This is a genomic window from Exiguobacterium sp. SH3S3 (genome assembly GCF_004337115.1).
Lineage (GTDB): Bacteria > Bacillota > Bacilli > Exiguobacteriales > Exiguobacteriaceae > Exiguobacterium > Exiguobacterium aurantiacum_A.
Genome location: NZ_SJUU01000009.1, coordinates 1 through 26,892, shown reverse-complemented (window position 1 = coordinate 26,892; position 26,892 = coordinate 1). Strand labels below are relative to the sequence as shown.

Here is a 26,892-nt window from a genome sequence, read left to right as displayed (position 1 = left end):
GACCTAAGGAGTGTTTGAATGAATCACACGAATCAATCGAACGGGAAATTAGAGCGGTTCCGTCACGCGGCAAGCGACTCGTTCCGGACGCATCGCCTGTTTTGGATATTTACGATCCTGTTATGGACGAAGTCACTGATTGCGTATCAGTTCTTCTTTAACATGCCACCTGAGAACGCGGTCCAAGCGTTCATTCTGTTCATCAACCCGTTAAGTTTCACGTTGTTCTTGTTTGCCTTTAGTTTCTTCTTCGGAGGCAATAAACGGAAGTGGGCGCTATACGGTCTTTACACGGTGTCCTCGCTCATCTTGTTTGCGGATACAACCTACTACCGTGAGTTCACTGACTTCTTGACTGTGCCGTTATTGTTCCAATCGTCGAACCTAGAGACGTTATCGTCGTCATTCCTGTCGTTGCTTGAATGGAAAGACTTGCTTCTGTTAGGAGATCTCGTCGTGCTTCCGTTCTTGCTCTGGAAACTAAAAGAGACGGGCAAAGCGTCACAACGCCGCGTGTTGCTCACGTTCGGTGCGGCTGCCGCCGTGTTCGGCTTTAACCTTGTCCTTGCAGAGACAGAGCGCCCAGAACTGTTGACGCGTTCGTTCGACCGTGAACTGCTTGTTAAAAACTTAGGCACGTTCAACTTCCACGTCTATGACGCGATGCTTCAAACGAAGACATCGGCGCAAAAAGCGCTCGCGGACGGTTCTGAGCTCGATGAAGTCGAGAACTACACGCGTCAGAACTATGCGGCGCCGGACCCTGACATGTTCGGGAAGTATAAAGGCAAGAACGTCATCGCCATCTCGCTCGAATCGACACAGAGCTTTACGCACAATATGAAAGCTTCGAACGGCGAGTACATCACGCCGAACTTGAACAAGTTGATCGACGAGTCTCACTTCTGGCCGAACTATTACCATACGACCGGTCAAGGGAAGACGTCGGACTCTGAGTTCGCGCTCGACAACTCGCTGTACGGATTGTCGCGTGGCGGCGTCTACTTCACGAACGCCGACAACGAATATGATGCGCTTCCTGGTGTCATCAAAGAAGACAACTACTATTCGGCGGTGTTCCACGCCAACAACAAATCGTTCTGGAACCGTGACCAGATGTATCAAAACATCGGAGTCGATGAGTTCTTTGATGAGAAGAGCTACGATTTAGGCGACCCGGCCAACATGACGGAATGGGGTCTCCTCGACGATGAGTTCTTCTTACAGTCGGTACCGATGCTTGAAGAACTGCCGGAACCTTACTTTGCGAAGTTCATCACGCTGACGAACCATTTCCCGTTCACGATGCCGAGTGCGGACCATGAACTCGTTCCGAAATTCGAGACGAACTCGACGACGCTCAATAACTTCCCGCAAGCGCTCGCATATCAAGACTATGCCCTCGGGTTGTTCATTGATGAGTTGAAAAAGAACGGGACATGGGACGATACGATCTTCGTCGTTTACGGTGACCATAACGGCATCTCGACGAACCATAACGCTGCCATGGCCGACTTGCTCGGAAAAGACGAGTTGACGCCATATGACGTGGCAAAACTTCAGTCAGTCCCGTTCGCGATTCACTTGCCTGGTCAAGACAAAGGTGAAGTCCACGAGACGATTGGGAGCCACGTCGATATGAACCCGACGATTCAGCATTTGCTCGGGTTCGATACGTCTGATCAAATCGGGTTCGGGAACGACTTGTTCGCGCCAGAACGCAACGATCGCGCCATCTTCCGTGACGGTACGATCGTGACAAGCGACTATTTGTTCACCCAGTCAACGTGTTATGACGCCGAGACAGGAGAAGTCGTCGATGACGCGAAAGTATGTACGCCACTTGAAGACGAGGCGAACAAAGTACTTGAGATGAACGATAAGATCATCTATTCGGACTTGCTCCGCTTTAAAGAAAATAACTAAACACGCGAGAGAAAAGATTTTAAAAATCTTTTCTCTCTTTTTTTGTTGTCTGAAAAATAAATCGGCGGCAAAATCGGATCGACTATGGTGAAAATCAGGGTAGGCGAGGTAAGCGGTTACATGGTTGGTGTAAAGGGGGATACCAAGTCGGAGCAGCGAGGGAAAGTGAAGAGAGAGAACGAAGTGTGTCGTTATATCCTTATAAAAATGAACGAATCCGCATGCGGACATCTAGGAAAAAGTTGAGGCTCATCGGTTGCCATCGTGCTCATTCTCGGGTAATATCTGAGTTGTTGTGAAGTTATGAACGAACTGTGAATACGGCTTCTATAATTTGATTAAGTTGATTTCTGTGAGAGTCAGAAATCAATTTAAAAATTTTTATAGAGAGGTGTGTTCATTTGGAAAAATTGAATACGGTAAAACAAGAATGGCTCGGGAATCCCCGTGCTGAAGTGATGGCAGGGATCGTTGTGGCCCTTGCACTCATTCCGGAGGCAATCGCCTTCTCACTGATCGCTGGATTAAATCCGATGGTAGGACTATATGCGTCCTTTATCATCGCGATGGTCATTTCGATTACGGGAGGACGCCCCGCGATGATTTCGGCCGCGACGGGCGCAATGGTACTCCTTGTCGTCGATCTCGTAAAAGATTATGGACTTCAGTACTTGCTCGCTGCAGGGATACTAGCTGGTGTGATCCAGATCGTGCTTGGTTTTCTTGGTATAGCTCGTTTAATGAAGTTCATCCCGCGTGCGGTTATGGTCGGCTTCGTTAACGCCCTTGCCATTTTGATCTTCCAAGCCCAGCTTCCGCAATTTGGAGGCGAGACGTGGATCATGTGGGCCATCGTTGCAGCATCGCTTGCGATCATCCTTGTTTTCCCGCGCATCACGTCAGCAATCCCGGCGCCGCTTGTCGCCATCGTGGCGATGACGTTGCTCGTGTTCTTTATGGGACTTGAGACGAAAACGATCGGAGATATGGGGACGATCACGGCGACGCTGCCGATGTTCCTCTTGCCTGACCTCCCGCTCACACTCGAGACACTTATGATCATCTTGCCTTATTCGTTCTCGCTCGCCTTTGTCGGTTTGATTGAGTCGCTATTGACGGCTCAAATCGTCGATGACATGACGGGTACAGATTCGAATAAGAACCGTGAATCAAAAGGTCAAGGGATCGCCAACATCATCGCTGGTTTCTTCGGTGCGATGCCAGGATGTGCGATGATCGGACAATCGGTCATCAACGTCTCGTCTGGAGCACGGGGTCGCTTGTCGACGTTCTCGGCAGGACTTGCGCTCCTCATCATGATCATGACGATGAGTAACATTTTAATGCTGATTCCAGTCGGGGCGCTCGTCGGTGTCATGTTCTTCGTCGCCTATGCGACGTTCGACTGGGGCTCACTCAAAACGCTCAAGACAGGTCAAAAGACCGATTCGCTCGTCATGGTCACGACGGTACTCGCGACCGTGCTCACGCACGACTTGTCGATCGGTGTCATTGTCGGGATCGTGACGGCCGCCGTCATCTTCGCTGCGAAAATTTCGCGTGTCGAGCTGAAGCGCCACCAAGACGGACACCGTGCTCACTATGAAGTGAACGGACAATTATTCTTCGCGTCTACGTCTGACTTTGTCAACCAGTTCGATGTCGAAGAGGATGTCGAAGCAGACGTGAAACAAGTCAGTATCGACTTCGCCAACACCCATCTTTGGGACGATTCGGCCATCGGGGCCATCGATAAAGTCGTCTTCAAATATCGGACGGTCGGAATCGAACCAGAACTGTTAAACTTGAACAAAGATTCAGAGAAGCTGTTGAACACGCTGGCGCTCCATCTTCGTCAACAAGATGCGAACGTCGGCCACTAAAAGGGGGAACTTACAATGAGTAAAATCTTTCTAGCGATTGATGGTTCAGACCATTCGATGCGTGCCACCCAAAAAGCGGTCGAACTCGCCAAAGTGACATCATCTTCAATCGATGTCGTCCATGTCGTGTCACCGAAAGAATCAAAAGAAAGCGCCCTTCAATCGACGGGTAAAATCGATCTTGAAGTGAGACGGAAACAACGTCTTCAAGTGTTTTTCGATGCGATCACCGAAGCGGGCGTTTCGTACGAGTATATCGAACTCCGCGGCGAACCTGACGTTGAACTCGTCAACTACGCCAACCATGAACCGTTTGAATTCGTGGTCGTCGGCTCGCGCGGTCTCAATACGTTCCAGGAGTTCGTATTGGGCAGTGTCAGCCACAAGCTTGCTAAACGATCGTTGTCACCTGTGATCATCGTTCGTTAACAGACAGCGCCACGAAACTTTCGTGGCGCTTTTGCTGTGTAAAAAAAAGGAGGAGCTTATGACATTAGATTATACGGGAGAACGGGTCATCCCAGATCAAATGAACCCGATGAACGGCATGTTGCTCGAACATATCGCCCGCTATCAGTTCGCCGCGTTGTTTCTCGAAGGACGTGTGCTCGATTTTGCGAGCGGGAGCGGGTTTGGCAGTCAATTGATTGCAAAGATACAAAAAAAATCGGTCGCTGAGGTCGTCGCGCTCGATATTTCAGAAGATGCGATTCGATATGCGCAAGGTCGTTATTTTCACCCGAAAGTGAAGTATATCGTCGGAGACGTGCTCGACCGGACGCTACCAGATCAACTCGGCACGTTCGACTGTATCGTCAGTTTTGAGACAATCGAACACGTTGAAGACTTTGCAGGGTTCATGGCGAACGTTTCAGAATTGTTAAAGCCGGGTGGCATGCTCGTCTTGTCGACGCCGTTCGGTCAAGGCATCGGTAAACCGACGAACGAACCGTTCCACGTTCATCAATTTACCGATCAAGAGTTTAAGGCGCTTTTCACGTCATTCAGTTCGACAGATTTTTATTACCAACGTGGTGTCTTGATCGAACCGAAACGAGAAGCGGTACATTATCCGATTGGAATTGCCGTCGCTATTAAATGATGTGAACGTGTTGATGAGGCCAAGCAGGAGGTGATGAGATGAGTGTGAAAATCATTTGTCCCGAGTGCGATGGGGTCGGGACCGTTCCCATCATGAAAGGATTTCCGTTCGTTAAGGAATGTCCGGTTTGCCAAGCGAGCGGAAAGAAAAAAATAAAACGCAGAAAAAAACGTTCAATTCTTGTAAGATGAGGATTGAACGCTTTATTTTACATAACGAAAGGGGCAGAAAACATGAAAGGTCTTCGAAAACCATCCTACTACGGATGGTATATGGTCATGATCGCGGGCCTCGGTGTATTTTTCTCGGGTCCCGGTCAGACGTACTTTATCTCAGTTTTTATCGACCAATACATAACCGATTTTGGCTGGTCGCGCTCTGAAGTATCGAGCGTTTATTCGGCCGCGACGCTCGCCTCGGCAGCCTGTTTATTTTTCGTCGGTCGATTGATCGACCGCTTTGGGCAACGGGCGATGATGGTCATCGCCTCGATATTGCTGGCGGCGGCTTGTCTGTTCAACAGTTACGTCACGAACTTGACGATGCTCTTCTTCGGCATCTGGATGCTCCGTCTATTCGGACAAGGGTCGATGACGCTCGTCCCGAATACGCTCGTCCCACAATGGTTCATCACGAAGCGTGGCCAGGCGCTCAGCTATATGGCAATCGGTGGGTTTTTAAGTGCCGCCGTCTTTCCGCCGCTCAACGTCTGGCTCGTCGGTTTGATCGGTTGGCAAACGACGTGGCAAGTGTGGGGACTGCTCGTGCTCGTCTTGTTCACACCGCTCGCTTATCGTTTCGTCCGCAACCGCCCAGAAGACATCGGACTGTTGCCGGACGGAGGGACGAACCCTCATCCGAGCAACAAATCGACAACGACACCGGTTCATATCGACGTCGATTTCACGTTCCAAGAAGCGCTCAAGACACGCGCATTTTGGCTGATCTTGTCGTGCATCGGTATCCCGGCGCTCGTCAACACGGCGATCACGTTCCACTTGATCTCAATTTTTGAAGAGCAGAGCCTACCACCAGCGACGGCCGCACTCGTCTTGAGCTTGATGGCAGTTCTCGGTTTCCCGGCGACGTTCATCGCGGGACGGCTCATCGATGTCGTGAAAATCAATTATGTATTGATCGGTATTTTTGTGACCGAGATCATCTTCATGATCATCCTGCAATATACGTCGACGTTCTCAATCGCGATTTTGTTCGGTGTGGTCTGGGGCATCAGTAACGGCTTTGAGCGCATCGCTTTAAACTATGTTTGGCCGTACTACTTCGGTCGGGCCGCGCTCGGTAGCATCAGCGGGCTGGCGACGTCGGTCATGGTACTTGGCTCGGCGGTCGGACCGTTGCCGTTCGGGATCGCCTACGACTTGTTCGGCAACTACGAGTCGATCATTTGGTATTCGCTCGTCTTCCCGGTCATCGGCATCCTCGCCGCCTCGTTCGCGGTCAAACCGACGCTCGTGCGCTAACCGAGTCGACGTTCGGCTCGGTTTAGTCGCCGAATCACGAAGGAAGCGGCGACGAGCACCGGCAATTCGATTAACGGACCGATGACCAAGACGAGGGCGATGAGCGGCTCGTTCGGGAATGCGGTCGTCGCGATGGCGAGCGCGATCGGTGAATTCCGCGCGAGCGTCGTCATTTGAAGACTCGTCACGGCCGCGTCTTCACGCAACAGTTTCTTGCCGACACGGCGACTTATGACAAAATTGACGATGAAAAATAACAGCAACGGTACAAGCAACAATCCGAGAATCGAGACGTGCTCGATCAAGAGCCGCCCTTGTGAGGCAAAGATCGACATGACGGCGAGACTTAACAGGAAAATTGGCCATAAGCTGACGCTCTCGAGCCGCCGCAACTGGTTCGACTTGGCGAGAAAGTACCTCAGTCCAATCGCTGAGCCGAGCGGGATTGCTAAAACGGCTAGACTATGTAGGAACACCGAAACTGAGATCACGCTCGACGTCCCTGTCAAAACATAAAGATAGACCGGTAACAGCGCGAGTTGAAGTATAAGATTGAGCGGCAAGATGCTGAGCGAAGCGACGACGTCGCCTTTCGCGAGACCGGTGAAGACGATATACCAATCGGTGCATGGCGTGACCATGAGCATGATGAACCCGATCCAAAGCGCCGGGTGGTCGGACAAGAAGACGCTCGCGAGTGCAAACGCGAATACGGGCGTCCAGACGAAGTTGAGGACGAGACTCGTGATCGTGAACGTCCGGTTCGAAAACGAATGCCGGATTTGGGCGAACGGGATTTGAATGAACGTAAAGAACAGCATCGCCATAAGCAATGGAACGATCGCACCGTCCGCGATTCGACGCAGCGTCTCGATCGTCCCGAACGCGAGACCAGTCACAACAGATAGAAGTATGAATATGGGGTATAATTTCTCGAATCGACTCAAAGGGCCACCTCTTTTCCATTAGCAAAAACGTACCACAAAAAAACCCGATGAACGAGTCATCGAGCGATGAAATAGTATAACAGTCCGAGCGCCACGAATGAGACCGGAAATAGGACGATATACGTCCAAGACACCAGCGACCAGCTTTTCTTTTGGCTATAGTCTGATTTGTCTTTTCCGAGACCGACCATGATCGTGAAGACGAGGGCGATCAAGCAGACGACTAGCGATAATCCGATTGTGAGATACATCATACCACTTCCTTTAACGTTTCTATACCTAGAATACCGTATCGTCAAACAAAAAAACCTCTGAAATGTTGGGATTGTGTGTCCGACAGTCAGAGGTTTTGTCACGTTCATAGAGAGGGGCAGGTCATTCCGCGAACGTCTTGCTGCGGAACATGAACGCCGTGATGATATAGAAGGCGATGATGTGGATCAACACGTAAAACGCTGAGAACCAAATCGTCACGTCCATCGTCTCCATGAAGCCTGGACTTTGGTAATAGATAGACAAGTCCGTGTGCAAAAAGACGATCCACTTAGCAATGGCCGGCTTCCATGCGATGAGGAGGCCGCCGATCATCGTTGAGACGAAGTTCGCGAGCACTGTAAAACCGATGACGACACCGACCGATTTGAAGACGACCGAGAACATGAGCGTCAAGAAGATGACGAACACGCCGCTCGACACGCTGAGTAGGACGTTACGGAACTGCTCGAACGTCAAGTTCCCGTCAAGCGTCAAAGCGAAGCCATACGTCACGGCAAGGATGAACACGAACTGGGCGAGCATGATCAGGATTGCGGCAACGAGTTTCGACAGCAAGATTCGGTCACGGGAGTACGGACTCATGAGCAAGTGTTTCAATGTATCGAACTTTAACTCGTTCCCGATCATTTCAGCGGTGAACACGATCGTGAAGATGCCGAGGAACGTCATCGCGGCCATCGTTGCATAGTTGACGAACGTTGTCGCATCTCCCGACTCGTTTCCACTCGTGACGATGACGTACGTCAAAATGATGACCCCGGTATACATGCCGAGGGCGATCAGCGGCTTGATCGTGCGCCGCCATTTCATAAACTCATTGGCTAGTAATGAACGCATTGTTCGTTCCTCCTTCTTTCTTCGTCACTTTGAGGAACTGGTCCTCGAGCGTCTCGTATTTCATCCCGATTTGGAAGACGTTGATGTCTTGATTGATGAGTCGTTTCAACAGAACCGGGATATCCGTCTCAGGGCGGGGGACGAGGAACGTCTCTGCCGATTGCTGAACGATCTTCACATCGTCAAAAATCATGGCGGCCGCGTCGAGCGCCTCGTTCATCTGCTCGCGTGACACTTTACAAAGAATGACGCCTTCTTCACGCGTCGTCCCGTCTTGGACCGACTTGATTTGACCGTGGTCGATGATCGCGAACCGGTCCGTGATTTGTTCCATCTCACTAAGTAAGTGGCTCGAGATCAAGATGGCGATGCCGCGGTGCTCGGCGAGATGCCGTAAGTAGTTGCGCAGGTCGGCGATGCCGGCCGGGTCGAGCCCGTTCGTCGGCTCATCGAGAATGAGCACTTTCGGGTTGTGGAGGAGCGCACGGGCGATCCCGAGACGTTGCTTCATCCCGAGCGAGTACTGTTTGACTTTCATGTCGAGCTTCGATTCGAGCCCGACGAGTGCCCCGAGGGCGTTCAAGTCGACTTTTTTCAAATTGGGGATCAAGTTCTTGGCGTGGATCAAGTTTTCTCGACCGGTTAAGTAAGGGTAGAACGCCGGGTTTTCGACGATGGCCCCGATGCGACTGAGCGCCTCTTGGCGGTCGGTCGATACGTCGAACCCGTCGACTGTCACTTTACCGTGCGTTGCCGGCATTAGACCAGTGATGATACGGATCGTCGTCGTCTTTCCGGCACCGTTCGGACCGAGGAAGCCGAAGATTTCGCCGGGCGTGACTTCGAAGCTGACGTTGGTCAGAACGTTCGTCTGGCCCAGTTTTTTGTGGACATTTTGGACGGATAACATGTTGTCACCTTGCTTTCGTTGAGATTTGTTTCCAAGCTTGCTAACATTGTATACGACAAGACTGAAAGAAGGTTTCACCTTTTTTTGAAACAATTGAATCAAACGACAACTTTCACAATTAGTCGATAAGTAAAACTTATTGAATTAGTATGGACGAATTGTGAATTTGAAAGGGTCTTTCGACCTGGAAAGGTGTAGTATGAAGAAGAGAGTAAGAGGCAAGATTTGGCTCTTTTCACGGCCTGAATCAGATGGATGAACTGATTCGTGCGGCCTTAAAAAATGAAAGCGTTCACACATTGGGCGCATAGGAACGGACAGGGGGATTTATTCAATGGGAGAGTCGTCGAACGGTCGCGAGCAATCGCAAACATTTTATGGTCCAAACTTAGGCTACATCGTTGAATTGTACGAGCAATATTTGGAAGACAGAGAATCGGTCGATGCGGAGACGCGTCGTTACTTTGATGAGAACGGTTCACCCGAACAAGCGGTACCGGTTGCACCGGTCGCTTCATTTGATTTGGAGAAAATCGTGGCGGCGACTCGGCTCGTCAACGATATCCGGGCGCTCGGTCATAAAGCGGCTGATATTTATCCGCTCAAGGACCATCCGCGTGAGCACGGGTTGTTTGTGTTCGACCGTTACGGGTTGAACGAGTCAGACCTCGAGCAGATCCCGGCACACTTGCTGTCAGAAGACGTACCGAAGCCCGGCGCGAACGCACTTGAACTCGTCCGTCATTTACTCGACGTCTATACAGGGACGGTCGCCATCGAGTTGCGCCACTTGGATGATATGGAGGAGAAGCGCTGGATTCGCCGCCGCATCGAGCAAGGCGCATTGAAAGCCGCGTATTCAAAAGAAGAAAGACTCGAATTGTTCGAGCGCTTAGCCGAGACGGAACTGTTCGAATCGTTCCTTCATAAGACGTACGTCGGACAAAAACGTTTCTCGATCGAAGGACTCGACAGCATGGTCCCGCTCCTTGACGCGATGGTCGGACGGCTCATCTCGAGCGGTTCAGAACACATCAACATCGGGATGGCACACCGTGGACGTTTGAACGTCCTCGCCCATGTGCTCGGTAAACCGTATGAAATGATCTTTGCCGAGTTCCAGCACGCACCGAACAAAGAACTCATTCCGTCAGAAGGTTCGATCGGCATCAACTTCGGCTGGTCGGGCGACGTGAAATACCATCTTGGACTCGACCGCCGCGTGTTAGATGAGAAGAAAGAAGTCCGCTTGAACCTCGCCAACAACCCGAGCCACCTTGAATTCGTCGGCTCGATTGTCGAAGGTTACACGCGTGCCGCGCAAGACGACCGCTCTGCAAAAGGGATGCCGGTCCAACACGATGACAAGGCTGCTTCGATCTTGATCCACGGGGACGCCGCGTTCCCAGGCCAAGGCATCGTCGCCGAGACGCTCAACATGACGAACTTGACGGGCTACCGCACAGGCGGCACCGTCCACGTCATCGCCAACAATACGATCGGCTTCACGACGGACCCGAGCGACTCGCGCTCGACACGTTATGCGAGTGATATCGCCAAAGGCTACGAGATCCCGGTCTTCCACGTCAACGCCGACGACCCGGAAGCGTGTGTCGCCGTCGCGAAATTGTGCAGCGAATACCGTGCCAAGTTCCATAAAGACATCCTTGTCGACTTGGTCGGCTACCGCCGCTATGGACACAACGAGATGGATGAACCGATGAACACGAACCCGGTTCTATACAAAGCAATCAAAGAACATCAATCGGTCCGTCACGTCTATGCCGATCTTCTCGAAGCAGAAGGCGTCATGACGAAAGAAGACAAAGCGACGATCGAACAATCGATTGAAGATCGCTTGAAGTCAGCGCGCGACCTCGTCCCGGCTGAGGAAGAAGATGCGGACATCGTCTTGCCGGAAGCAGTCTATAAAGGATTCCCTTACGTCGATACGGCAGTCGAACGCGACTTGTTGCAACAGTTGAACGATGAGCTTCTCGTCTGGCCTGAAGGGTTCGGCGTGTTCCATAAGCTCCAAAAAGTACTCGACCGTCGTCGTGACGCGTTCGGGGACAACGGCAAAATCGACTGGGGCCATGCCGAGACACTCGCCTACGCCTCGATCATCTCGGACGGGACACCGATCCGTTTAAGCGGTCAAGATTCAGAGCGTGGGACGTTCGCGCAGCGTAACATCATGTTGAACGACGCCGAGACCGGTAAGAAGTTCTCGCCGCTCCACGAGTTGTCGACGGCGAAAGCCTCGTTCACGGTGCACAATAGCCCACTCTCGGAAGGCTCAGTCCTCGGCTTTGAATACGGCTATAACGTGTTCGCACAAGATACGCTCGTGTTGTGGGAAGCACAGTACGGTGACTTTGCCAACTCGGCCCAAGTCATGTTCGACCAGTTCATCTCGGCCGGTCGTGCGAAATGGGGTCAAAAATCGGGTCTCGTCATGCTGTTGCCGCACGGTTACGAAGGACAAGGTCCGGAGCACTCGAGCGCGCGGATGGAACGCTATTTGACGCTCGCCGGTGAAAAGAACTGGACGGTCGCTAATTTGTCGACGGCTGCCCAATACTTCCACATCTTGCGTCGTCAGGCGAAGATGCTTGGTACTGAGCAAATCCGACCGATGATCATCATGACACCGAAGAGCCTGCTTCGTCATCCACTTGCAGCCTCAACGGTCGAAGAGTTGTCAGATGGCAGCTTCTGTCCGATCGTCGAACAAATAGGTCTTGGCGAACAGCCGGACAAAGTCGAACGGCTCGTCTTCTGTTCAGGGAAGATGGCGATCGATCTGCAAGAAGCGACGATGAAGTCAGAGGAGTCACTCGACTTCCTCCACATCATCCGCGTCGAAGAAATCTATCCGTTCCCGGTCCGTGAGATTCGCGACGTCATCAGTCGCTACCCGAACGCCAAAGAGATCGTCTGGGTACAAGAAGAACCGAAAAACATGGGAGCTTGGACATACATCGAGCCGCGTCTTGAAGCGGTGACATCGAACCGTCTGAACGTCCGTTACATCGGCCGCCGTCGCCGGTCGAGCCCGGCTGAAGGAAATCCGACAGCACACAAACAAGAACAAGCACGCATCATCCGTGAAGCCTTATCCCGTGACGCCGTCTCAAGTGCGGCTGGAGCGAGCACATACCAAAAAGATCGTAAATAAGTTAAGGGGGAACTCATTGTGATCGAAATTAAAGTACCGGAATTAGCAGAGTCCATTACGGAAGGAACGGTCGCGTCTTGGCTCAAGCAGCCAGGCGACCACGTTGAAAAAGGGGAGGCCATCGTCGAGCTCGAGACAGACAAAGTCAACATCGAAGTGCCGTCCGATGAGTCGGGAACGTTGGAAGAACAACTCGCCGGGGAAGGCGACACGGTCCAAGTCGGTCAAGTCATCGCCCGCTTAAGTTCAGGTTCAGCCGGCGGCACGGCCGTCGCGACGAAGACGAAGACGGAAGCAGCGACAGAAGCTGCTCCGGCTCCAGCCGAGACGAAAACAGAAGAAGTCGGCGAAGCGAAAAAAGTCGAGCGTCGTGAAGAGCACGTGGCAAGCCCAGGTAAAGGCCCGATCGCTACACCGGCGGCACGTAAGCTCGCTCGTGAGCGCGGGATCGACCTCTCGGCCGTTCAGACGAACGACCCGATCGGCCGCATCAACGTCCATGACGTGTCGAACCACAACGCAACACCGGCGCCAAAGCCAGAAGCACCGAAAGCACCGGTTGCGGCACCACAACCGGTCGCGAGTGGCAAAGACGAAGAGCGCATCAAGATGACGCGTCGTCGTCAAACGATCGCGAGCCGTCTCGTCGAAGTCCAACAGACGGCGGCGATGCTCACGACGTTCAACGAGATCGATATGACGGCGGTCATGGCGCTCCGGAAACGTCGTCAAGAGAAGTTCATTAAAGATAACGACGTCAAACTCGGCTTCATGTCGTTCTTCACGAAAGCGGCCGTCGCGGCTCTGAAACGGATGCCGTATCTGAACGCTGAGATTCAAGGCAACGAGATCGTCTTGAAGAAATATTACGACATCGGCATCGCCGTATCGGCACCGGACGGACTCGTCGTCCCGGTCGTCCGGGAAGCGGACCGTAAAAACTTTGGCGAGATCGAGAAGGATATCATCCATCTCGCCGACAAGGCCCGCAACAATAAGCTCGGGCTTAGCGACCTGACTGGCGGCACGTTCACGATCACGAACGGCGGCGTGTTCGGTTCACTCTTATCGACACCGATCTTGAACGGACCGCAAGTCGCGATTCTCGGAATGCACACGATCCAACTTCGTCCGATCGCGATCGACGCCGAGACGATTGAGAACCGTCCGATGATGTACGTCGCCCTCTCATACGACCACCGCATCGTCGACGGGCGTGAGGCCGTGACGTTCCTTAAACACATTAAAGATATGATCGAAGATCCAGAACAGTTGTTGTTCGAAGCGTAAAAAACAGGTCCATGTCGCAAGTGACATGGACCTTTCTTATGCAAGCAGCGTCTCATCGAGCGTGATCTGGTTCTTGCCGTTCGCTTTCGAGCGATAGAGTGCCTTGTCGGCCCGTTCGATGGTGAGATGTGGCGGCGTGTTCGAACACCAGAGCGCAGCGCCGATACTCACACCGACTGTGGCCGTCCCGCCGTCAAACGATACGGGCGCGGACAATGAGGTGATGACATCTTCCCCAATCTGCTGGACGTCTCGGTCACTTCGGTTGTTTCGTTCGAACAGAAGGAAGAACTCATCTCCGCTCAATCGGACCGGGTACAGCCCTTCGAGAGGCAGCTGCTTCAACCGGTCGGCGATCTCGACTAGCACTTCGTCGCCCGACGCGTGCCCGTATGTGTCGTTGATTGCTTTAAAGCCGTCAAGGTCGATATAGAAGCAGACGTAGTCGTTCGTTGTCAGTTGTGCGTCATTCAAGTACTGACGGAGCGCCGTCCGGTTGGCGAGACCGGTCAATACATCGTGTTTGGCGAGTGACTCGAAGCGGACCCGCTCTGTCTCTGAATTGGTCAGCGACGTGACGAGTGACTCAAGGGCAAATGCGAGCGACTCGATCTCATAGATGCCGGACTGATGCGGGAACGTCTCCGCTTTTCCTTGCTTCATGAGCGTCGCCGTCTCGGTGATTTTTTGCAGTGGCCGCGTCACGAACAAGGCGAGCAGCCAACCGATCAGGGCGGTCACAACCGAGGCGACGAGCCCGATCCATAAGATGTTGTTTTGCAGCGTCGTGACGGGGGCGAACGCCACGTCGACCGGTTGCCGGACGACGACACTCCAGCCGAGACCGGCGTAGTCGTCGTACCCTTCTCCGATAGCGACGCCGGTCAAGTATGACGTTCCATCTTCCCACGTCTCGACGTGCCAGCCGTCATCGAGCGTCGTCGGGAGCGGTGTCCCGACGAGATGATCGGGACCGAGTAGCACAGTGTTATCACGTCCGCTGACGACGAACATGTCGGTATAGTCCGAGTGATGGTGCAACGTGCGGTTAAAGTGCTGGAGCACTTCTTCTCCCCATTCCCAGCTCAGGTGGGTCGCCAAGACGCCTTTAAATTCACCGTCGCGCATGATTGGGATGCTGATGTCGACGAATTGGAGAGGTTCTCCACTCGGATTGGGGAGTTTTTCAGCGAGGAGAACGGCCTCGTGGACGTCCCCGATGAACGGTTGTTGTTGCGCTTCCGAGAAGACCGGACGTTCGGCGATCGACATATCTTCTAAAATCCCGTTCGTCGAGGCGGTGACAGTCCCAGATGCATCGGTCACCCCCATCCACGAGAAAGCGGGGATGTTCGTTTGAACCTCATCGAGAAGGGCCCGGCTTTCGCTTGGTTCGGTCAAGGCGTCGAGTCCTTGGAGCAGTTGGACTTCCTGATAGCGCGACCACATATAAAAGTCGAGCTTATCGACGAGCTGATGCGATGTCGTCGACAGACGTTCCCCGATTTCTTGTTCAAGCGACGCGGCCGAACGCTCGCTGATCGTATACGTTAAGGCGAGTGTCAGAATAAAGACGAGACCGGAAATGCTGAGCGCCAAGATTAACCCGAGGCGCATCGAAAACAATTTCATAAATAGTTCCTCCTACAATAAACATCCACTCTGTTCATCGTCAAAATGTGGACGACTTGAAGCAAAGTCGGTAATAAACAAGTCGATTTCGTGGAATCGGATAGCGCTTTCGCTATAATGAAAGACGAATCGATAAAAATAGAGGTGAGACGAATGAAACAAAATCAAGCATTGGTCGTCGGGACGCTCATCGCGGTCGCACTCATCGCGGTCGTGGTCGTTCTCTTGAACCGCCCGGCCGAGCAGGCAGAGACGGCAGCGCCGGCTACGAGCGAGCACGTGCCGACGGACGGGCAACCGACGCTCGGGGAAGCGGACGCACCGGTCTCGATCGTCGAGTTTGGGGACTACAAATGTCCGTCTTGTAAACAATGGGGCGAGACGATCTATCCGCAACTAAAGGCGGACTATGTCGATACGGGCGACGCGAGCTTCAGCTATATCAACGTCTTGTTCCACGGACAAGAGTCGATTTTGGCGTCACTCGCTTCAGAATCGGTCTATAAGCAAGACCCGGATGCGTTCTGGGACTTTCATAAGGCACTCTATGACGCGCAACCGGCGAGCCAGCAGCACGACGAGGCATGGGTCACGATCGAGCGATTGAAGCAGATCGCAGGCGAGACGACGTCGGTCGACATGGCGAAGTTTGAAGACGACTTGAGTGAAAACTCGAGCGTGCTCGAACAGGTGAGTCTAGATGACGGACTCGTCAAAGAATACGGGGTCCAGTTCACGCCGTCGATCATGATCAACGGCGTCATGCTAGAAGACCCGTTCGACTATAAGGCGATTGAACGGTTGATTGAACAAGGGGCGCCATGAATCAGTCGTTCCTGAGCCGCTACGGCTTGTATCTCGCTTGGCTCGTCGCGCTCACGGCGACGCTCGGCAGTTTATACTTCAGTGAGATCCGCGAGTTCGTCCCGTGCGAACTGTGCTGGGTCCAACGTATCTTTATGTACCCACTCGTCTTCGTGCTCGGTATGGCTGTATTCACGAACGATCGTCAAGTGAAGAAATATGTATTACCGCTAGCAATCGTCGGCGGTATGATTTCACTTTACCATTATCTCGTGCAAAAAGTACCCGGTTTTGCCGACATCAAACCGTGTGTCGAAGGCGTGCCGTGTAACGTGCAGTACATCAACTGGTTCGGCTTCGTGACGATCCCGTTCCTCGCGCTCACGGCGTTCACACTCATCACGCTATTATTGCTCAACACAAAAACGGACAAGTAAGGGGATGGAACGTTTGAAAAAATGGATGCTGATCGGGCTTATGAGTTTACTCACTGTGCTCGCCGCTTGCGGCAATGAGATCGAAGACCCGCTCAACTGGGAGATCGAATCGTTCGACTATATGAACCAGGACGAGGAGATGGTCAGTCTCGACGACTTGAAAGGGAAAGTGTGGATGGCCGACTTCGTGTTCACGAACTGTGAGACCGTCTGTCCGCCGATGACGTACAACATGACGAAGTTGAATGAAGCGCTCATCGAAGAAGGCGTCGAGGACGTCCAGTTCGTGTCGTTCAGCGTCGACCCGACCGTCGACACACCGGATAAGATTAAACAGTTCATGTCCGGGTACGACTTGGCGCAAGCCGACTGGCAGTTCTTGACCGGCTATTCGCAAGACGAGATCGAGGCGTTCGCGCAACAGAACTTCAAGGCGCTCGTCCGCAAGCCCGACGAAGGCACGCAAGTCGATCACGCGACATGGTTCTATCTCGTCGACCAAGACGGGAAAATCATCAAGGCGTACCAAGGGTTCCAAGACGTGCCGATCGAGGAGATCGTCAACGATATTAAAATTTTACAGAAATCTTGAGGGCGACGCGATGTCGTCCTTTTTTGCGTATTTAAAAACAGGGGAATCCGGCATGTTGCCGTATAATAAACAGTAGAGGAGAGGATATTTTTGAAAAAAACACTACTCGTTTCATTGATGGGTTTGGCTGCTGTGACGGGTACGGCGCTCACACAATATAAACCGCTCGGCCGCAAGCCAAAAGCGCTCCAGTCGCCGAATCTTGTCAACGGTAAGTTCCGCAATCAGCTTGAGACACCGATGCGGTTTTCAAGCGATGACATGATCTCGATGTCGAAAGAATTTTTAAATCCGGACTCGCTCCGGAAGCCGAGCGTGCGGTTGCCGGTCGTCCCGATCGACTTCACCGAGACACTCGGCTCGAGCTTCACCCGCATCTATTGGCTCGGCCATTCGGCGATGCTCGTTCAAATGGACGGCAAGACGATGCTCGTCGACCCGATGTTCGGCCGGAGCCCGTCACCGCTCCCGTTCGCGAAGAATGAACGGTTCAGCGAGGACTTGCCGTTCGAGCTCGACGATTTGCCGCCGATCGACGTCGTCTTGCTGACGCATGACCATTACGACCATTTAGACTATGCGACGATTCAAGCGATCAAAGACAAAGTCGCCATGTTCATCGTCCCGCTCGGCGTCGGCAGCCATTTGAAACGTTGGGGCGTCGGGGCCGAACGCATCGTCGAACGCGATTGGGGCGACACGTATCAGTTCGGGACGTGGACGTTCGTCTGTGCGCCGGCCCGTCACTTCTCGGGTCGTGCCCTCACCGACCGCAATGCGACGCTTTGGGCGTCATGGGTCGTCATCGGTGAGACGGACCGCTTGTTCTTTAGCGGTGACGGCGGTTACGGTCCTCACTTCAAAGACATTGGGGACGAGTACGGACCGTTCGATTTCGCGGCACTCGAATGCGGGCAATACGATGAGCGTTGGCCGGATGTGCACATGCAGCCACGAGAGACGGCTCAGGCGTTCCGCGACATACGGGCTGATAAGATATTGCCGATCCATTGGGGCGCGTTCACGCTATCGTTCCACGCCTGGTACGACCCGGCCGAGCAGTTGACACAGTTGTTGCCGCGAGAACACGTACTCACTCCAATCATCGGGGAACGGATCACGCTCGACGGTCGCAACGACACAAACACGTGGTGGCGCGACATCGAGGACATGAACAAGCGCTGACCGAATTCGGTCAGCGCTTGTTTTGTTAGGACGAGATCCGTTCGGTCTCGTCCGTTTCGATATAAAGCTTGTGTTTCCGCGTATAGACGAGGAAGGAAGCGGTCATCGCGATCGAACTTACCCCGAACAAGACGACCATGAGCTGCAGACCGATCAAGTCGAGGAAGAAGCCGGTGACGAGCAACACGACTTGGAAGACGATGCGGTCGAGCATGTTCCGGAACGAGAAGAAGCGCCCGTGATAGTCTTTCGGCATCCGCGTCTGGAAAATCGTCACGGCGGTCGGGAAGAAACAGCCGACCGAGAAGCCGAACAAGACGAACGCCGCGATCGAGACGGCCGGGATGTCGGCGAAGTACAGCATGAGCTGAGCGACCCCGATCAAAAACGAGAACGTGAACAAGATCGAGAACACGGAGAACTTCTCACCGATCCGTTTGATGACGAACGCGCCGACCATGAAGGCAATCCCTTCCGCCGTATAAATCCAGCCTTTGATCGCGGTCGAATCTTGCAGCTCGCTAATGTTGATGACGAGCAGGTTGAACCCACCGATGAAGAGGAGCGGGATGAGCGTCATGACGAGCGTCATGAAGATGACCGGGATCGACTTGATGATTGGGAAGACGTCCTTGAATCCGCCGGACGACTTCGTATCGACTTTCCGAGCGGACGGTGTCGTCGTCTCGTCGATGTTCAAGAACCACGTCGCGACGGCGAGCAACAAGTAGGCGACGAGCGAGAGCGCGTAGACGTCCCGCAGCGAGACGAGCGTGAGCAAGATGCCGGCGATGGCCGTCCCGATGACGCGTGATAGCGTCGATACGTTCATATGGACCCCGTTCAAGGCGAGCAGCTCGCGTTCCTTGACGATGAGCGGGATCGCTGCTTGGAGCGCCGGGAAGTAAAACGCGGCCGACCCTTGCAGGAAGACGAGGAAGACGACCATCCAAAGCACGCTTCCCGTCTCGATGGCGACGAACATGAAGAGAACGCTGAGCGCCCGGACGACGCTCGAGATGAGCATGATTTTCTTTTTCGAGCCCTGGTCGGTGAGCCGACCGGCGAGCGGTCCGATGGCGACGCCTGCGAGCAGCCCCCCGGCGAGGATGAGCGCCTTGACGAAGTCGGACGGGACTTTCTCCTGCATGAACTCCAAGTTGCCGATGATGCCGAGCCAAAGCCCGAGACCGGCGACGAACTCTCCGGTCAAGATGATCCAGACGTTCCGATTTTTCCACATATGTTAAGTCCTCGATTCTTATCAGTTAATAATAATTATGCTTGAGAATGATTCATTAAGCCACAAAAAAGAAGCCGAAGATTCGGCTTCTACTCCCATTCATTAATTCATGCGAACTGATTATATAAACACTCTGATTTCGTAATACAATGTGTATGAAGGAGGGTGATTGTATGGGAACGATATCTGTGCGACTCAATGAGGAAGACGAACTTCTCATTAGAGAGTATGCGAAAACAAAAAATCTTACCCTCTCTATGCTTGTTCGGGAAGCTGTCCTAGAACGAATAGAAGATGAATTAGACATAGTGCTTTATTATGAAGTAATGAGTGCACATCAAGAACATTCTGAAGCAATTTCATTCGAGGCCATGCTAAAGGATTTGCAAACTTAGATTAAATCTAAAAAAGCATTCGTCCGTATTCAGACGAATGCTTCTCTGTCGTTCTTTTGAAGTCAAATATCGCAGTTATCGTCCGTGCACGTCGCACCGCCCGAGAGCACTTGAAGTGTCGGTGCCGATTCGGCCCACGTCTTCTCGAGTACTTGTGTGAACGCCTCGGTCGGTTGGGCGCCTGAGACGCCATACTTCCCGTCGAAGACGAAGAACGGGACGCCGGTGATGCCGAGATCGCTCGCGCGTTTCTCTTCAGCGCGGACGTCTTCCATGTATACGTCTGAAGCGAGTACGTCTTTCACGGCGTCAGCATCGAGCCCGACGCTTGTCGCGATCGATACGAGTACGTCGTGGTCGCCGATATGTTTCGCCTCGACGAAGTACGCTTTGAGGAGCGCTTCCGACAGTTCCTTCTCTTTACCGACCGTCTTCGCATAGTGCGTCAACCGGTGTGAGTCGAGCGTGCCGGTGACGACCATGTTGTCAAAGTCATAGTCGAGTCCGACTGATTGAGCTTGAGCGGCGACTTGGGCCGTCGTCGTTTTCGCCTGCTCGAGCGGCATGCTGTATTTCTTCGCGAGCACTTCATAAATCGAACGTGAATCGGTCGTCGGGGCGTTCGGGTCGAGTTCGAAGCTCTTAAACTCCACTTCGACCTTGTCCGCGTGTGGGAACTGTTCGAGTGCTTCTTCTAGACGGCGCTTGCCGATATAACAGAACGGACAGACGTAATCTGACCAAACTTCAATTTTCATAGTGAATCCCTCCTACAGTCAGTGTAGGATGTCTTGAAATTGAAGTAAATGAATGTGCTCACAAAAAAAGCCCTCACGAGGAGGACTTAAAAGACGTACCAGAACACGCAGACGAAGTGGGCGAAGCTGCCGAACAAGATGAACAAGTGGAACACCTCGTGGAAGCCCCAACCGCGCCAGTTGACGAACTTCGGCTTAAAGCCGTAGATGAGACCGCCGACCGTGTACATGAAGCCTCCGAGCAAGAGCCAAAAGATGCCGCCGTTGCCGATCACGCTATGGAGCGGTCCGATGAAGAAGACCGACAGCCAGCCCATACCGATGTAGAGAGCAGTCGACAAGAAGCGTGGGGCGTGGAACCAGACAAGTTTGAAGATGATGCCGAACAAGGCGAGGACGTGGACGATACCGAACAGCACCCAGCGCATCGGGCTTTCGAGCGCGAGCAGTGTGAGCGGGGCGTATGTCCCGGCGATCAAAGCGTAAATCATCGCATGATCGATTCGTCGGAAGAACGCGATGACTTTCGGCGAGGCGATGATGCTGTGGTACAAGCCAGACGACAGGTAAAGAAAGACGAGACTGATTCCGAACAAAATCGCCGCCATGATGGCGAGCGGTGAGCCGAGCAGTGACGCTTTCACCGTCATCGCGATCAAGGCGATGAAGGCGAGTACCGCTCCGGCGAGATGGGTCAGCGCGTTAATAGGTTCCCGAAAAATCGAATTCATGCAAAAACACTCCTTATGACGTCATGTAGTATCCATAACTACATGATAAGCGGTATGGGCAAGAAGAACAAGGTTTTTGTTTCGACAAACGACGATTGTCCGTATACTGAAAGTGAGGTGATTCGATGAAACCGAACGAGATTGTACGGACGGAAGGCACGCTCCCGAAAGCGGTATTGCCGACGATCGACTTATACATGGACCAAGTCATCCAACTATTCGAGCAACATTACGGCAAGATGAAACGTAATGAAGACGAGACGATCTTGACGAAGACGATGATCAACAACTACGCCAAAGGGAAGTTGTTCCATCCCGTCAAAAACAAGAAGTACACGAACGAGCATTTGATGCTACTAAGCCTGATTTACGAGATGAAAGGGCTGTTGTCGATCAACGACATCAAAGAGACGCTCCGGCCGCTGAATGAATCGGACGAGGCGTTCTCGCTCGAAGACTTTTACGACGCCTATCAAGCTCAGAAAGAACAAAACTTGCAGGCGTTCGAGACGCAAGCCGAGACGCTGCTCGCGAACGTGAAAGCGACTGAAGCGAGTGAAATCCAACAGTCGCTCGCCATTGCCTCGGCCGTGCATATGAGCCACTTGTACCAACGGCTCGCCGAACGGTTGATCGACGAAAGTAAATAAAAATGTCCCCTAGACTCCGTTTGTAGTCTAGGGGACATTTTGTCATTTTAGATGTTCGCGTTCGAAGCGCTCACCTTTGTTGTACATTTTAACATAATTAAGCGAGAATTCTCCCACCTCTAAGCGTCTGGGGCGAAGCCCAGCGTAGGTGGGAGATGAATCGCCCGTACATAAACTTTTTGGCCACCCCTGTGACAGATATGACGAACATAAGTTCGTGATTCCGTCAGATTTCCCTTCCCCCGCCGCGGGTATCGGATGAGGAAGGCGTTCATCACGATCATCGGCCGAGAGGAGGGGGAGACATGCTGAAGGGCTACAAATACCGGCTCCACCCGACCGCGGCACAGGCCGAGTTCCTGGTCCGAACGATCGGCTGCGCCCGCTTTATCTACAACAAGCTGCTCGAGGACCGCATCGCCATCCACGAGGAGTCGAAGACTGGGACCGGGCCGAAACGCAAACCGCCGACACCTGCCTCCTACAAGCCGCTGTTCCCGTTCCTGTGCGAGGCGGACAGCCTCGCGCTCGCCAACGCGAAGCTGCACCTCGACACTGCGTTCGCGAAGTTCTTCGCCGGGACGGCCGGCTTCCCGGTGTTCAAGTCGAGACGGAAATCGCGCGCCTCCTACACGACGAACAACCAGCACGGCACGATCCGCATCGAGGGGGACCGGGTCCGGCTCCCGAAGGTCGGGTTCATCCGCTTCACACAGCACCGAATCTTCGACGGCGAGATCCGCTCGGCGACCGTGTCGATGACGAAGACGGGCAAGTTCTTCGTGTCGCTCCTCGTCGAGCAGCCCGACGAGCCCTGGGTCCCGGCCGAGCACAAAATCGGGATCGACCTCGGCCTCGGGCACTTCGCCGTCATGACGAACGACGCGCTCGTCACGGAGAAGGTCCCGAACCCGCGCAACCTGCGCGAGGCCGAGGAACGGCTGAGACGGGCGCAGCGCTCGCTCTCCCGCAAGAAGCCCGGCAGCCGGAACCGCGAGAAGGCGCGGCTCCTATTGGCCAAAAAGCATGAAAAGGTACGGAACCGCCGACATGACTTCCTTCACAAGCTGTCACGACGCATCGTCGACGAGAACCAAGTCGTCGTGGTCGAGACGCTGAAACCGAGGGAGATGATGCAGGACCGCCGCCTGGCAAAGTCGATCGGGGACGCCGGGTGGGGCGAGTTCGTCCGCCAGCTCGCCTACAAATGCAGGTTCCACGGCCGCACACTGATCCAGGCCGACCCGTGGTTCGCCTCGACCCAAGTCTGTTCGGCCTGTGGCGAGAACGGCGGCAAGAAGGACCTGCACGTCCGCGAGTGGACATGCGCCGCATGCGGCACGCACCATGACCGCGACGTCAACGCGAGCCTCAACCTGTTGGGTCTCGCCGACTGAAACACTCCAGGGCAGGGACTGCCCGACGAGCTTGGTCCACAACCGTGGCTGGTCAAAGCGCGGTCTTCCCAAGAAGCTCCCACTTCAAGTTGCGAAGCAAATAAGTGGTGAGTAGTTCACCGACGAGAAGTGGTGCTAAATAACTGATGGTCACAAGAATGAAAAGCGTCCATAAGAGATTATAATCTAACATTAGACGCTCATACGTGAACGACAAAAACAAAATGACGGTGATATGAACTAACGGGTGGAGGTTCCTGAGCAAGGCGTTAAGCACACTACTGATGAATACAGTCAAAATCACGAGCATGAACAAGAAAAACGCAATCAACAACCACATGTAGTCCATACGTCACCACCAAGTTAATTATTGATGTACTTCTCGAACACGTCACCGAAATCTTTCCGGTTCCATTCGTGATAGTGGCCTTGGAGCCAGTCGAACGATTGTTGCGACAAGTCTTTGAACGTCGTCGCGACGTTCATGTCCCCTTGACGGAGGCCGCTCAGAACTGACACGGAATGCGTGAGCGACGCGTTGGCAAATTCAAGCATCTTCCGGCCTTCACGCTGTTTATCAGCGATGGCGAGGAGTGATTTGTACAAGTCTTTGACGTGCTCGATTTGCTTTTTGTTCACGTCGATCGAGTATGGCTTATCGCCGATTGTGAACTTGATCTCGACGTCTAAGTCGACCGTGCCGGCCGTCTCGAACATGACGTGTTGGAGCGGATGTTGCGCGTACGGATAACGATACAAGACGCGCTTCGAACTGATGGCGCTCGCGCCGTCGAGATGGATCATCGCGAGGTTCGTGAAGCAGTACTCATCCGATTTCGACTTGATCAAGAAGTAAATCTTCTCGTTGTCCTCATGTAAGACGTAATCGTCGGCATCGGCCTTGTCGAAGTCTTTCGGGTCGATGACTTCACCGATATCGCTAAAGCCTGTCAAATCAGAAGCTAGTTTTTTGAACATGTACAGTCTCTCCTCAGTAGTGGATTTTGTGCATCTCGACCGGGTCGGACCCGGTCCGCTCGTTCCGGTTGAGTCCGTCGATCGCTGCCATGTCTTCTTTCGTCAACGTGAAGTCGAATACCTGTATGTTTTCACGAATCCGACTCGGTGTGACCGATTTCGGGATGACGGCGACACCGTTTTGAAGATGCCAGCGCAAGATGACTTGGGCCGGGGACTTGCCGTACTTGCTCGCGATGTCGACGATCGTCGCATCCTCGAGCGCCTCACGACCTTTCATGAGCGGACTCCACGCTTGGATCTGGATGTCATAACGCTTGCAGAACGCGATCAATTCTTTTTGGGACAAGTATGGGTGGATCTCAACTTGATTCACCGCCGGTACGATCGCGCACGATTGGATGATCTGTTCGAGGTGTTGAATCTCGAAGTTCGAGACGCCGATGGCCCGTACTTTGCCTTCCTCATACAATTGCTCGAGCGCTTTGTACGTTTCAACGAACTTACCGAAGCGCGGCATCGGCCAATGGATCAAGAACAAGTCGACATAGTCGAGGCCGAGTCGGTCGAGGCTGTCTTGAAACGCCTGGAGCGCCTCGTCGTAGCCGTGAAACTCGTTCCACAGCTTCGTCGTCACGAAGATGTCTTCGCGCGGGACGCTCGACTCGCGGATCGCCTGCCCGACGCTCTCTTCGTTCTGATAGATGGCGGCCGTGTCGATCAACCGGTAGCCGGCGTCGAGTGCCGCCTTGACCGTGTCGACCGTGACCGTCCCGTCTTCAACTTTGTACACGCCGAGACCGAGCATCGGCAGTTTCACATCATTATTGAGTGTTGTCCATTCCATAATTTGATTCCCTCCCTCTCACATCTAACGTTACCGAAAATCACGACAAAGTGAAAGTGAAACCTACAGCCGAATGCTTTCTCCGTGCGCCTTGATCACGATTTGATCGCGTTCGAGTTTGGCTGCGGCGACGAGGCGGTCATACGGCTCCTCGACCGGCTCGTATGATAAGACGAACGTGTCCCAGTGCATCGGGAAGAACCGTTTCGCTCCGCTCTGTTTGAACATCGTCCACGCTTGCTCCGGGGTGCAGTGCGCTTCCTGGAACGAGTCCGGTTGATACGCACCGATCGGGAAGAAGGCGAGGTCGATCGGTTCTTTGTTCGCGAGCCCGTTGAACGCTTCGGTGTACGCCGTGTCGCCGGCGAACAGCATACGGACGCCTTTATATTTCAAGACGTAGCCGTTATAGCCCATGTGTTTGTCCCACGGGAAGCGGTTGCCCCAATGCGCGACCGGGATCGCTTGGACGTTAAGTCCGTTCGCGAGTGTCAACTTGTCGTGGGGATGCATCTCGAGCGTCTGTAGGCTCGGATAGTGACGCAACAGTTTGCTCGTCCCCGGTGCCGAGATGACGACCGTGTCACGGGTGATGAGCCGCTTCAAACTTTTATGGTCGAAGTGGTCCATATGGGCGTGGCTGAGCAAGATGACGTCGACGTGACCGATCTCTTCGATCGAGAGGGCAGGGGCGGTATGCCGTTTCATGCCGAACGTGACGGGACCGACGTGGACACCGATCCGTTTTGAGAATACCGGGTCGGTCAAAATTTTGAGGCCGTACCAATGGATGAGCACGGTCGAGTGGCCGATCCACGTGGCGCTCACGCTCGTCTCGTCGAAAATGGACAAGTCCGGTTTGATCGGCGCCTCTTTAAAGTCAGGACGCGGTAACCGTTGTTTCAGTCGTGTATAAAAGAACGTGCCGACGCTTGCCAAGACAGCGCTCGGGACGAGTAAGTTGCGTAATTTCATGTGAGTCACCTCGTTATATAGGATAGTTTCATCTTAACGCTGACGACTAAGACGTGCATCCGCCCATAGGCGTAGAAACGATGGGAGATTGTGGGTTTGACGATTGCGAATCCGCTTACATTTTGGTAAGGTGGCAGTAGATTAGGAAAGGAAGGTACCGCGTGCTATGAAAAAGTCACACTCACTCAACTGATGAAACGAATCATCACTGTTCGTCTGAACAGTCACGGGTGAAGTGTGTCCAATCTCAAGCTACGGGGTGACCCTTTTTTCCGCTTGACCGGAGATCTTCACACCATCGCTTTCTAGGAGGGCACTGAAAAACCTCCGCTCTATCCGAGCGTGAACAGAAAAAAGGGCGATTGGACCGACTCAAGTCGGGACAATCGCTCTTTTTCCTTGCCCTTATCCTGTTTTTTCTTTTGAGAGGGTGAT

The 26,892-nt window shown here is 53.3% G+C and carries 26 protein-coding genes; 14 read left to right on the top strand and 12 right to left on the bottom strand.

Features of this window, described 5'->3' with window-relative positions; genetic code table 11:
- Positions 1 to 18: 18 nt before the first annotated feature.
- From EVJ28_RS09520 to EVJ28_RS09500, 5 genes are all read left to right on the top strand, one after another.
- Positions 19 to 1,926: an LTA synthase family protein gene (locus tag EVJ28_RS09520; RefSeq protein WP_131488783.1), complete on the top strand. Its 1,908-nt coding sequence runs from the start codon at positions 19 to 21 to the stop codon at positions 1,924 to 1,926.
- A 401-nt stretch (positions 1,927 to 2,327) separates the two neighbouring features.
- The gene (locus EVJ28_RS09515) at positions 2,328 to 3,809 is read left to right on the top strand and encodes a SulP family inorganic anion transporter (protein ID WP_131469685.1); all 1,482 of its coding nucleotides are present in this window, start codon (positions 2,328 to 2,330) and stop codon (positions 3,807 to 3,809) included.
- Between the two features lie 15 nt (positions 3,810 to 3,824).
- Complete coding sequence (locus tag EVJ28_RS09510; protein ID WP_131443509.1) at positions 3,825 to 4,238, top strand: universal stress protein; 414 nt, start codon at positions 3,825 to 3,827, stop codon at positions 4,236 to 4,238.
- Positions 4,239 to 4,296: 58 nt separating this feature from the next.
- Positions 4,297 to 4,911: a class I SAM-dependent methyltransferase gene (locus EVJ28_RS09505; RefSeq protein ID WP_131443508.1), complete on the top strand. Its 615-nt coding sequence runs from the start codon at positions 4,297 to 4,299 to the stop codon at positions 4,909 to 4,911.
- Positions 4,912 to 5,144: 233 nt separating this feature from the next.
- Positions 5,145 to 6,392, top strand: coding sequence for an MFS transporter (locus EVJ28_RS09500; protein WP_201738414.1), 1,248 nt, complete (start codon positions 5,145 to 5,147; stop codon positions 6,390 to 6,392).
- On the opposite strand, the gene EVJ28_RS09495 is transcribed toward EVJ28_RS09500, so the two are convergent.
- From EVJ28_RS09495 to EVJ28_RS09480, 4 genes are all read right to left on the bottom strand, one after another.
- On the bottom strand, positions 6,389 to 7,291 hold the full coding sequence (locus EVJ28_RS09495) for an arsenic resistance protein (protein ID WP_131488822.1): 903 nt from the start codon (positions 7,289 to 7,291) through the stop codon (positions 6,389 to 6,391). The two genes, EVJ28_RS09500 and EVJ28_RS09495, sit on opposite strands and share 4 nt — an antisense overlap.
- 104 nt (positions 7,292 to 7,395) lie before the next feature.
- Positions 7,396 to 7,590, bottom strand: coding sequence for a hypothetical protein (locus EVJ28_RS09490; RefSeq protein ID WP_236634115.1), 195 nt, complete (start codon positions 7,588 to 7,590; stop codon positions 7,396 to 7,398).
- Positions 7,591 to 7,714: 124 nt separating this feature from the next.
- Positions 7,715 to 8,452: an ABC transporter permease gene (locus EVJ28_RS09485; RefSeq protein ID WP_131469683.1), complete on the bottom strand. Its 738-nt coding sequence runs from the start codon at positions 8,450 to 8,452 to the stop codon at positions 7,715 to 7,717.
- Positions 8,430 to 9,362: an ABC transporter ATP-binding protein gene (locus EVJ28_RS09480; RefSeq protein WP_131459108.1), complete on the bottom strand. Its 933-nt coding sequence runs from the start codon at positions 9,360 to 9,362 to the stop codon at positions 8,430 to 8,432. Before EVJ28_RS09480 ends, EVJ28_RS09485 begins: the two co-directional genes overlap by 23 nt.
- 334 nt (positions 9,363 to 9,696) lie before the next feature.
- On the opposite strand from EVJ28_RS09480, the gene EVJ28_RS09475 reads away from it, so the two are divergent.
- Together EVJ28_RS09475 and odhB are read left to right on the top strand one after the other, a co-directional pair.
- A complete protein-coding gene (locus EVJ28_RS09475) occupies positions 9,697 to 12,543 on the top strand; it encodes a 2-oxoglutarate dehydrogenase E1 component (RefSeq protein WP_131488779.1) in 2,847 nt (948 codons plus the stop codon).
- 18 nt (positions 12,544 to 12,561) lie between these two features.
- On the top strand, positions 12,562 to 13,833 hold the full coding sequence (odhB, locus tag EVJ28_RS09470) for a 2-oxoglutarate dehydrogenase complex dihydrolipoyllysine-residue succinyltransferase (RefSeq protein WP_131459110.1): 1,272 nt from the start codon (positions 12,562 to 12,564) through the stop codon (positions 13,831 to 13,833).
- A gap of 36 nt (positions 13,834 to 13,869) precedes the next feature.
- Here the strand turns inward: odhB and EVJ28_RS09465 are convergent, their stop codons facing one another.
- Positions 13,870 to 15,465 carry a diguanylate cyclase domain-containing protein gene (locus tag EVJ28_RS09465; RefSeq protein ID WP_131488777.1) on the bottom strand — a complete coding sequence of 532 codons (1,596 nt, stop codon included), beginning with the start codon at positions 15,463 to 15,465 and terminating at the stop codon, positions 13,870 to 13,872.
- A gap of 153 nt (positions 15,466 to 15,618) precedes the next feature.
- Between EVJ28_RS09465 and EVJ28_RS09460 the strand changes: the two genes are divergently transcribed.
- The 4 genes from EVJ28_RS09460 (at position 15,619) to EVJ28_RS09445 (ending at position 18,483) form a co-directional block, all read left to right on the top strand.
- Complete coding sequence (locus EVJ28_RS09460; RefSeq protein WP_131457534.1) at positions 15,619 to 16,290, top strand: DsbA family protein; 672 nt, start codon at positions 15,619 to 15,621, stop codon at positions 16,288 to 16,290.
- Positions 16,287 to 16,706 carry a disulfide oxidoreductase gene (locus EVJ28_RS09455; protein WP_131457532.1) on the top strand — a complete coding sequence of 140 codons (420 nt, stop codon included), beginning with the start codon at positions 16,287 to 16,289 and terminating at the stop codon, positions 16,704 to 16,706. The genes EVJ28_RS09460 and EVJ28_RS09455 overlap by 4 nt, the downstream gene beginning before the upstream one ends.
- 4 nt (positions 16,707 to 16,710) lie before the next feature.
- Positions 16,711 to 17,298 (top strand): SCO family protein, encoded by a 588-nt coding sequence (locus EVJ28_RS09450; RefSeq protein WP_131457530.1) that lies wholly within the window; start codon positions 16,711 to 16,713, stop codon positions 17,296 to 17,298.
- A 90-nt stretch (positions 17,299 to 17,388) separates the two neighbouring features.
- A complete protein-coding gene (locus EVJ28_RS09445; RefSeq protein ID WP_236634114.1) occupies positions 17,389 to 18,483 on the top strand; it encodes an MBL fold metallo-hydrolase in 1,095 nt (364 codons plus the stop codon).
- A gap of 25 nt (positions 18,484 to 18,508) precedes the next feature.
- Here the strand turns inward: EVJ28_RS09445 and EVJ28_RS09440 are convergent, their stop codons facing one another.
- Complete coding sequence (locus EVJ28_RS09440; protein WP_131468582.1) at positions 18,509 to 19,726, bottom strand: MFS transporter; 1,218 nt, start codon at positions 19,724 to 19,726, stop codon at positions 18,509 to 18,511.
- Between the two features lie 173 nt (positions 19,727 to 19,899).
- Between EVJ28_RS09440 and relB the strand changes: the two genes are divergently transcribed.
- The gene (gene relB, locus EVJ28_RS09435; RefSeq protein WP_131457528.1) at positions 19,900 to 20,121 is read left to right on the top strand and encodes a type II toxin-antitoxin system RelB family antitoxin; all 222 of its coding nucleotides are present in this window, start codon (positions 19,900 to 19,902) and stop codon (positions 20,119 to 20,121) included.
- A 62-nt stretch (positions 20,122 to 20,183) separates the two neighbouring features.
- On the opposite strand, the gene EVJ28_RS09430 is transcribed toward relB, so the two are convergent.
- Together EVJ28_RS09430 and trhA are read right to left on the bottom strand one after the other, a co-directional pair.
- Entirely contained in the window at positions 20,184 to 20,879 is a 696-nt protein-coding gene (locus tag EVJ28_RS09430) for a DsbA family oxidoreductase (protein WP_131457526.1), read from the bottom strand.
- Positions 20,880 to 20,965: 86 nt separating this feature from the next.
- The gene (gene trhA / locus EVJ28_RS09425; RefSeq protein ID WP_070327786.1) at positions 20,966 to 21,610 is read right to left on the bottom strand and encodes a PAQR family membrane homeostasis protein TrhA; all 645 of its coding nucleotides are present in this window, start codon (positions 21,608 to 21,610) and stop codon (positions 20,966 to 20,968) included.
- A gap of 125 nt (positions 21,611 to 21,735) precedes the next feature.
- On the opposite strand from trhA, the gene EVJ28_RS09420 reads away from it, so the two are divergent.
- Together EVJ28_RS09420 and EVJ28_RS09415 are read left to right on the top strand one after the other, a co-directional pair.
- The gene (locus EVJ28_RS09420; protein WP_131465569.1) at positions 21,736 to 22,260 is read left to right on the top strand and encodes a DUF1836 domain-containing protein; all 525 of its coding nucleotides are present in this window, start codon (positions 21,736 to 21,738) and stop codon (positions 22,258 to 22,260) included.
- Between the two features lie 305 nt (positions 22,261 to 22,565).
- Complete coding sequence (locus EVJ28_RS09415) at positions 22,566 to 23,657, top strand: RNA-guided endonuclease TnpB family protein (RefSeq protein ID WP_131488775.1); 1,092 nt, start codon at positions 22,566 to 22,568, stop codon at positions 23,655 to 23,657.
- 52 nt (positions 23,658 to 23,709) lie between these two features.
- Here EVJ28_RS09415 and EVJ28_RS09410 read toward each other — a convergent pair whose 3' ends face one another.
- From EVJ28_RS09410 to EVJ28_RS09395, 4 genes are all read right to left on the bottom strand, one after another.
- Positions 23,710 to 24,006 carry a hypothetical protein gene (locus tag EVJ28_RS09410; RefSeq protein ID WP_131488773.1) on the bottom strand — a complete coding sequence of 99 codons (297 nt, stop codon included), beginning with the start codon at positions 24,004 to 24,006 and terminating at the stop codon, positions 23,710 to 23,712.
- A gap of 14 nt (positions 24,007 to 24,020) precedes the next feature.
- Positions 24,021 to 24,635: a PH domain-containing protein gene (locus tag EVJ28_RS09405; RefSeq protein WP_131457520.1), complete on the bottom strand. Its 615-nt coding sequence runs from the start codon at positions 24,633 to 24,635 to the stop codon at positions 24,021 to 24,023.
- A gap of 13 nt (positions 24,636 to 24,648) precedes the next feature.
- Positions 24,649 to 25,482, bottom strand: a complete 834-nt coding sequence (locus tag EVJ28_RS09400) for an aldo/keto reductase (protein ID WP_071399295.1) — start codon at positions 25,480 to 25,482, stop codon at positions 24,649 to 24,651.
- A gap of 63 nt (positions 25,483 to 25,545) precedes the next feature.
- Positions 25,546 to 26,457 carry an MBL fold metallo-hydrolase gene (locus EVJ28_RS09395; protein WP_131465567.1) on the bottom strand — a complete coding sequence of 304 codons (912 nt, stop codon included), beginning with the start codon at positions 26,455 to 26,457 and terminating at the stop codon, positions 25,546 to 25,548.
- Positions 26,458 to 26,892 lie beyond the last annotated feature (435 nt).

Coding starts and splice junctions, on each gene's coding strand:
- EVJ28_RS09415 (WP_131488775.1), top strand. CDS start 22,566: ATGCTGAAGGGCTACAAATACCGGCTCCACCCGACCGCGGCACAGGCC.
- EVJ28_RS09480 (WP_131459108.1), bottom strand. CDS start 9,362: ATGTTATCCGTCCAAAATGTCCACAAAAAACTGGGCCAGACGAACGTT.
- EVJ28_RS09430 (WP_131457526.1), bottom strand. CDS start 20,879: ATGAAAATTGAAGTTTGGTCAGATTACGTCTGTCCGTTCTGTTATATC.
- EVJ28_RS09485 (WP_131469683.1), bottom strand. CDS start 8,452: ATGCGTTCATTACTAGCCAATGAGTTTATGAAATGGCGGCGCACGATC.
- EVJ28_RS09490 (WP_236634115.1), bottom strand. CDS start 7,590: ATGTATCTCACAATCGGATTATCGCTAGTCGTCTGCTTGATCGCCCTC.
- EVJ28_RS09440 (WP_131468582.1), bottom strand. CDS start 19,726: ATGTGGAAAAATCGGAACGTCTGGATCATCTTGACCGGAGAGTTCGTC.
- relB (WP_131457528.1), top strand. CDS start 19,900: ATGGGAACGATATCTGTGCGACTCAATGAGGAAGACGAACTTCTCATT.
- EVJ28_RS09410 (WP_131488773.1), bottom strand. CDS start 24,006: ATGGACTACATGTGGTTGTTGATTGCGTTTTTCTTGTTCATGCTCGTG.
- EVJ28_RS09475 (WP_131488779.1), top strand. CDS start 9,697: ATGGGAGAGTCGTCGAACGGTCGCGAGCAATCGCAAACATTTTATGGT.
- EVJ28_RS09520 (WP_131488783.1), top strand. CDS start 19: ATGAATCACACGAATCAATCGAACGGGAAATTAGAGCGGTTCCGTCAC.
- EVJ28_RS09510 (WP_131443509.1), top strand. CDS start 3,825: ATGAGTAAAATCTTTCTAGCGATTGATGGTTCAGACCATTCGATGCGT.
- EVJ28_RS09450 (WP_131457530.1), top strand. CDS start 16,711: ATGGAACGTTTGAAAAAATGGATGCTGATCGGGCTTATGAGTTTACTC.
- EVJ28_RS09465 (WP_131488777.1), bottom strand. CDS start 15,465: ATGAAATTGTTTTCGATGCGCCTCGGGTTAATCTTGGCGCTCAGCATT.
- EVJ28_RS09460 (WP_131457534.1), top strand. CDS start 15,619: ATGAAACAAAATCAAGCATTGGTCGTCGGGACGCTCATCGCGGTCGCA.
- EVJ28_RS09400 (WP_071399295.1), bottom strand. CDS start 25,482: ATGGAATGGACAACACTCAATAATGATGTGAAACTGCCGATGCTCGGT.
- trhA (WP_070327786.1), bottom strand. CDS start 21,610: ATGAATTCGATTTTTCGGGAACCTATTAACGCGCTGACCCATCTCGCC.
- EVJ28_RS09395 (WP_131465567.1), bottom strand. CDS start 26,457: ATGAAATTACGCAACTTACTCGTCCCGAGCGCTGTCTTGGCAAGCGTC.
- EVJ28_RS09505 (WP_131443508.1), top strand. CDS start 4,297: ATGACATTAGATTATACGGGAGAACGGGTCATCCCAGATCAAATGAAC.
- EVJ28_RS09420 (WP_131465569.1), top strand. CDS start 21,736: ATGAAACCGAACGAGATTGTACGGACGGAAGGCACGCTCCCGAAAGCG.
- EVJ28_RS09500 (WP_201738414.1), top strand. CDS start 5,145: ATGAAAGGTCTTCGAAAACCATCCTACTACGGATGGTATATGGTCATG.
- EVJ28_RS09455 (WP_131457532.1), top strand. CDS start 16,287: ATGAATCAGTCGTTCCTGAGCCGCTACGGCTTGTATCTCGCTTGGCTC.
- EVJ28_RS09405 (WP_131457520.1), bottom strand. CDS start 24,635: ATGTTCAAAAAACTAGCTTCTGATTTGACAGGCTTTAGCGATATCGGT.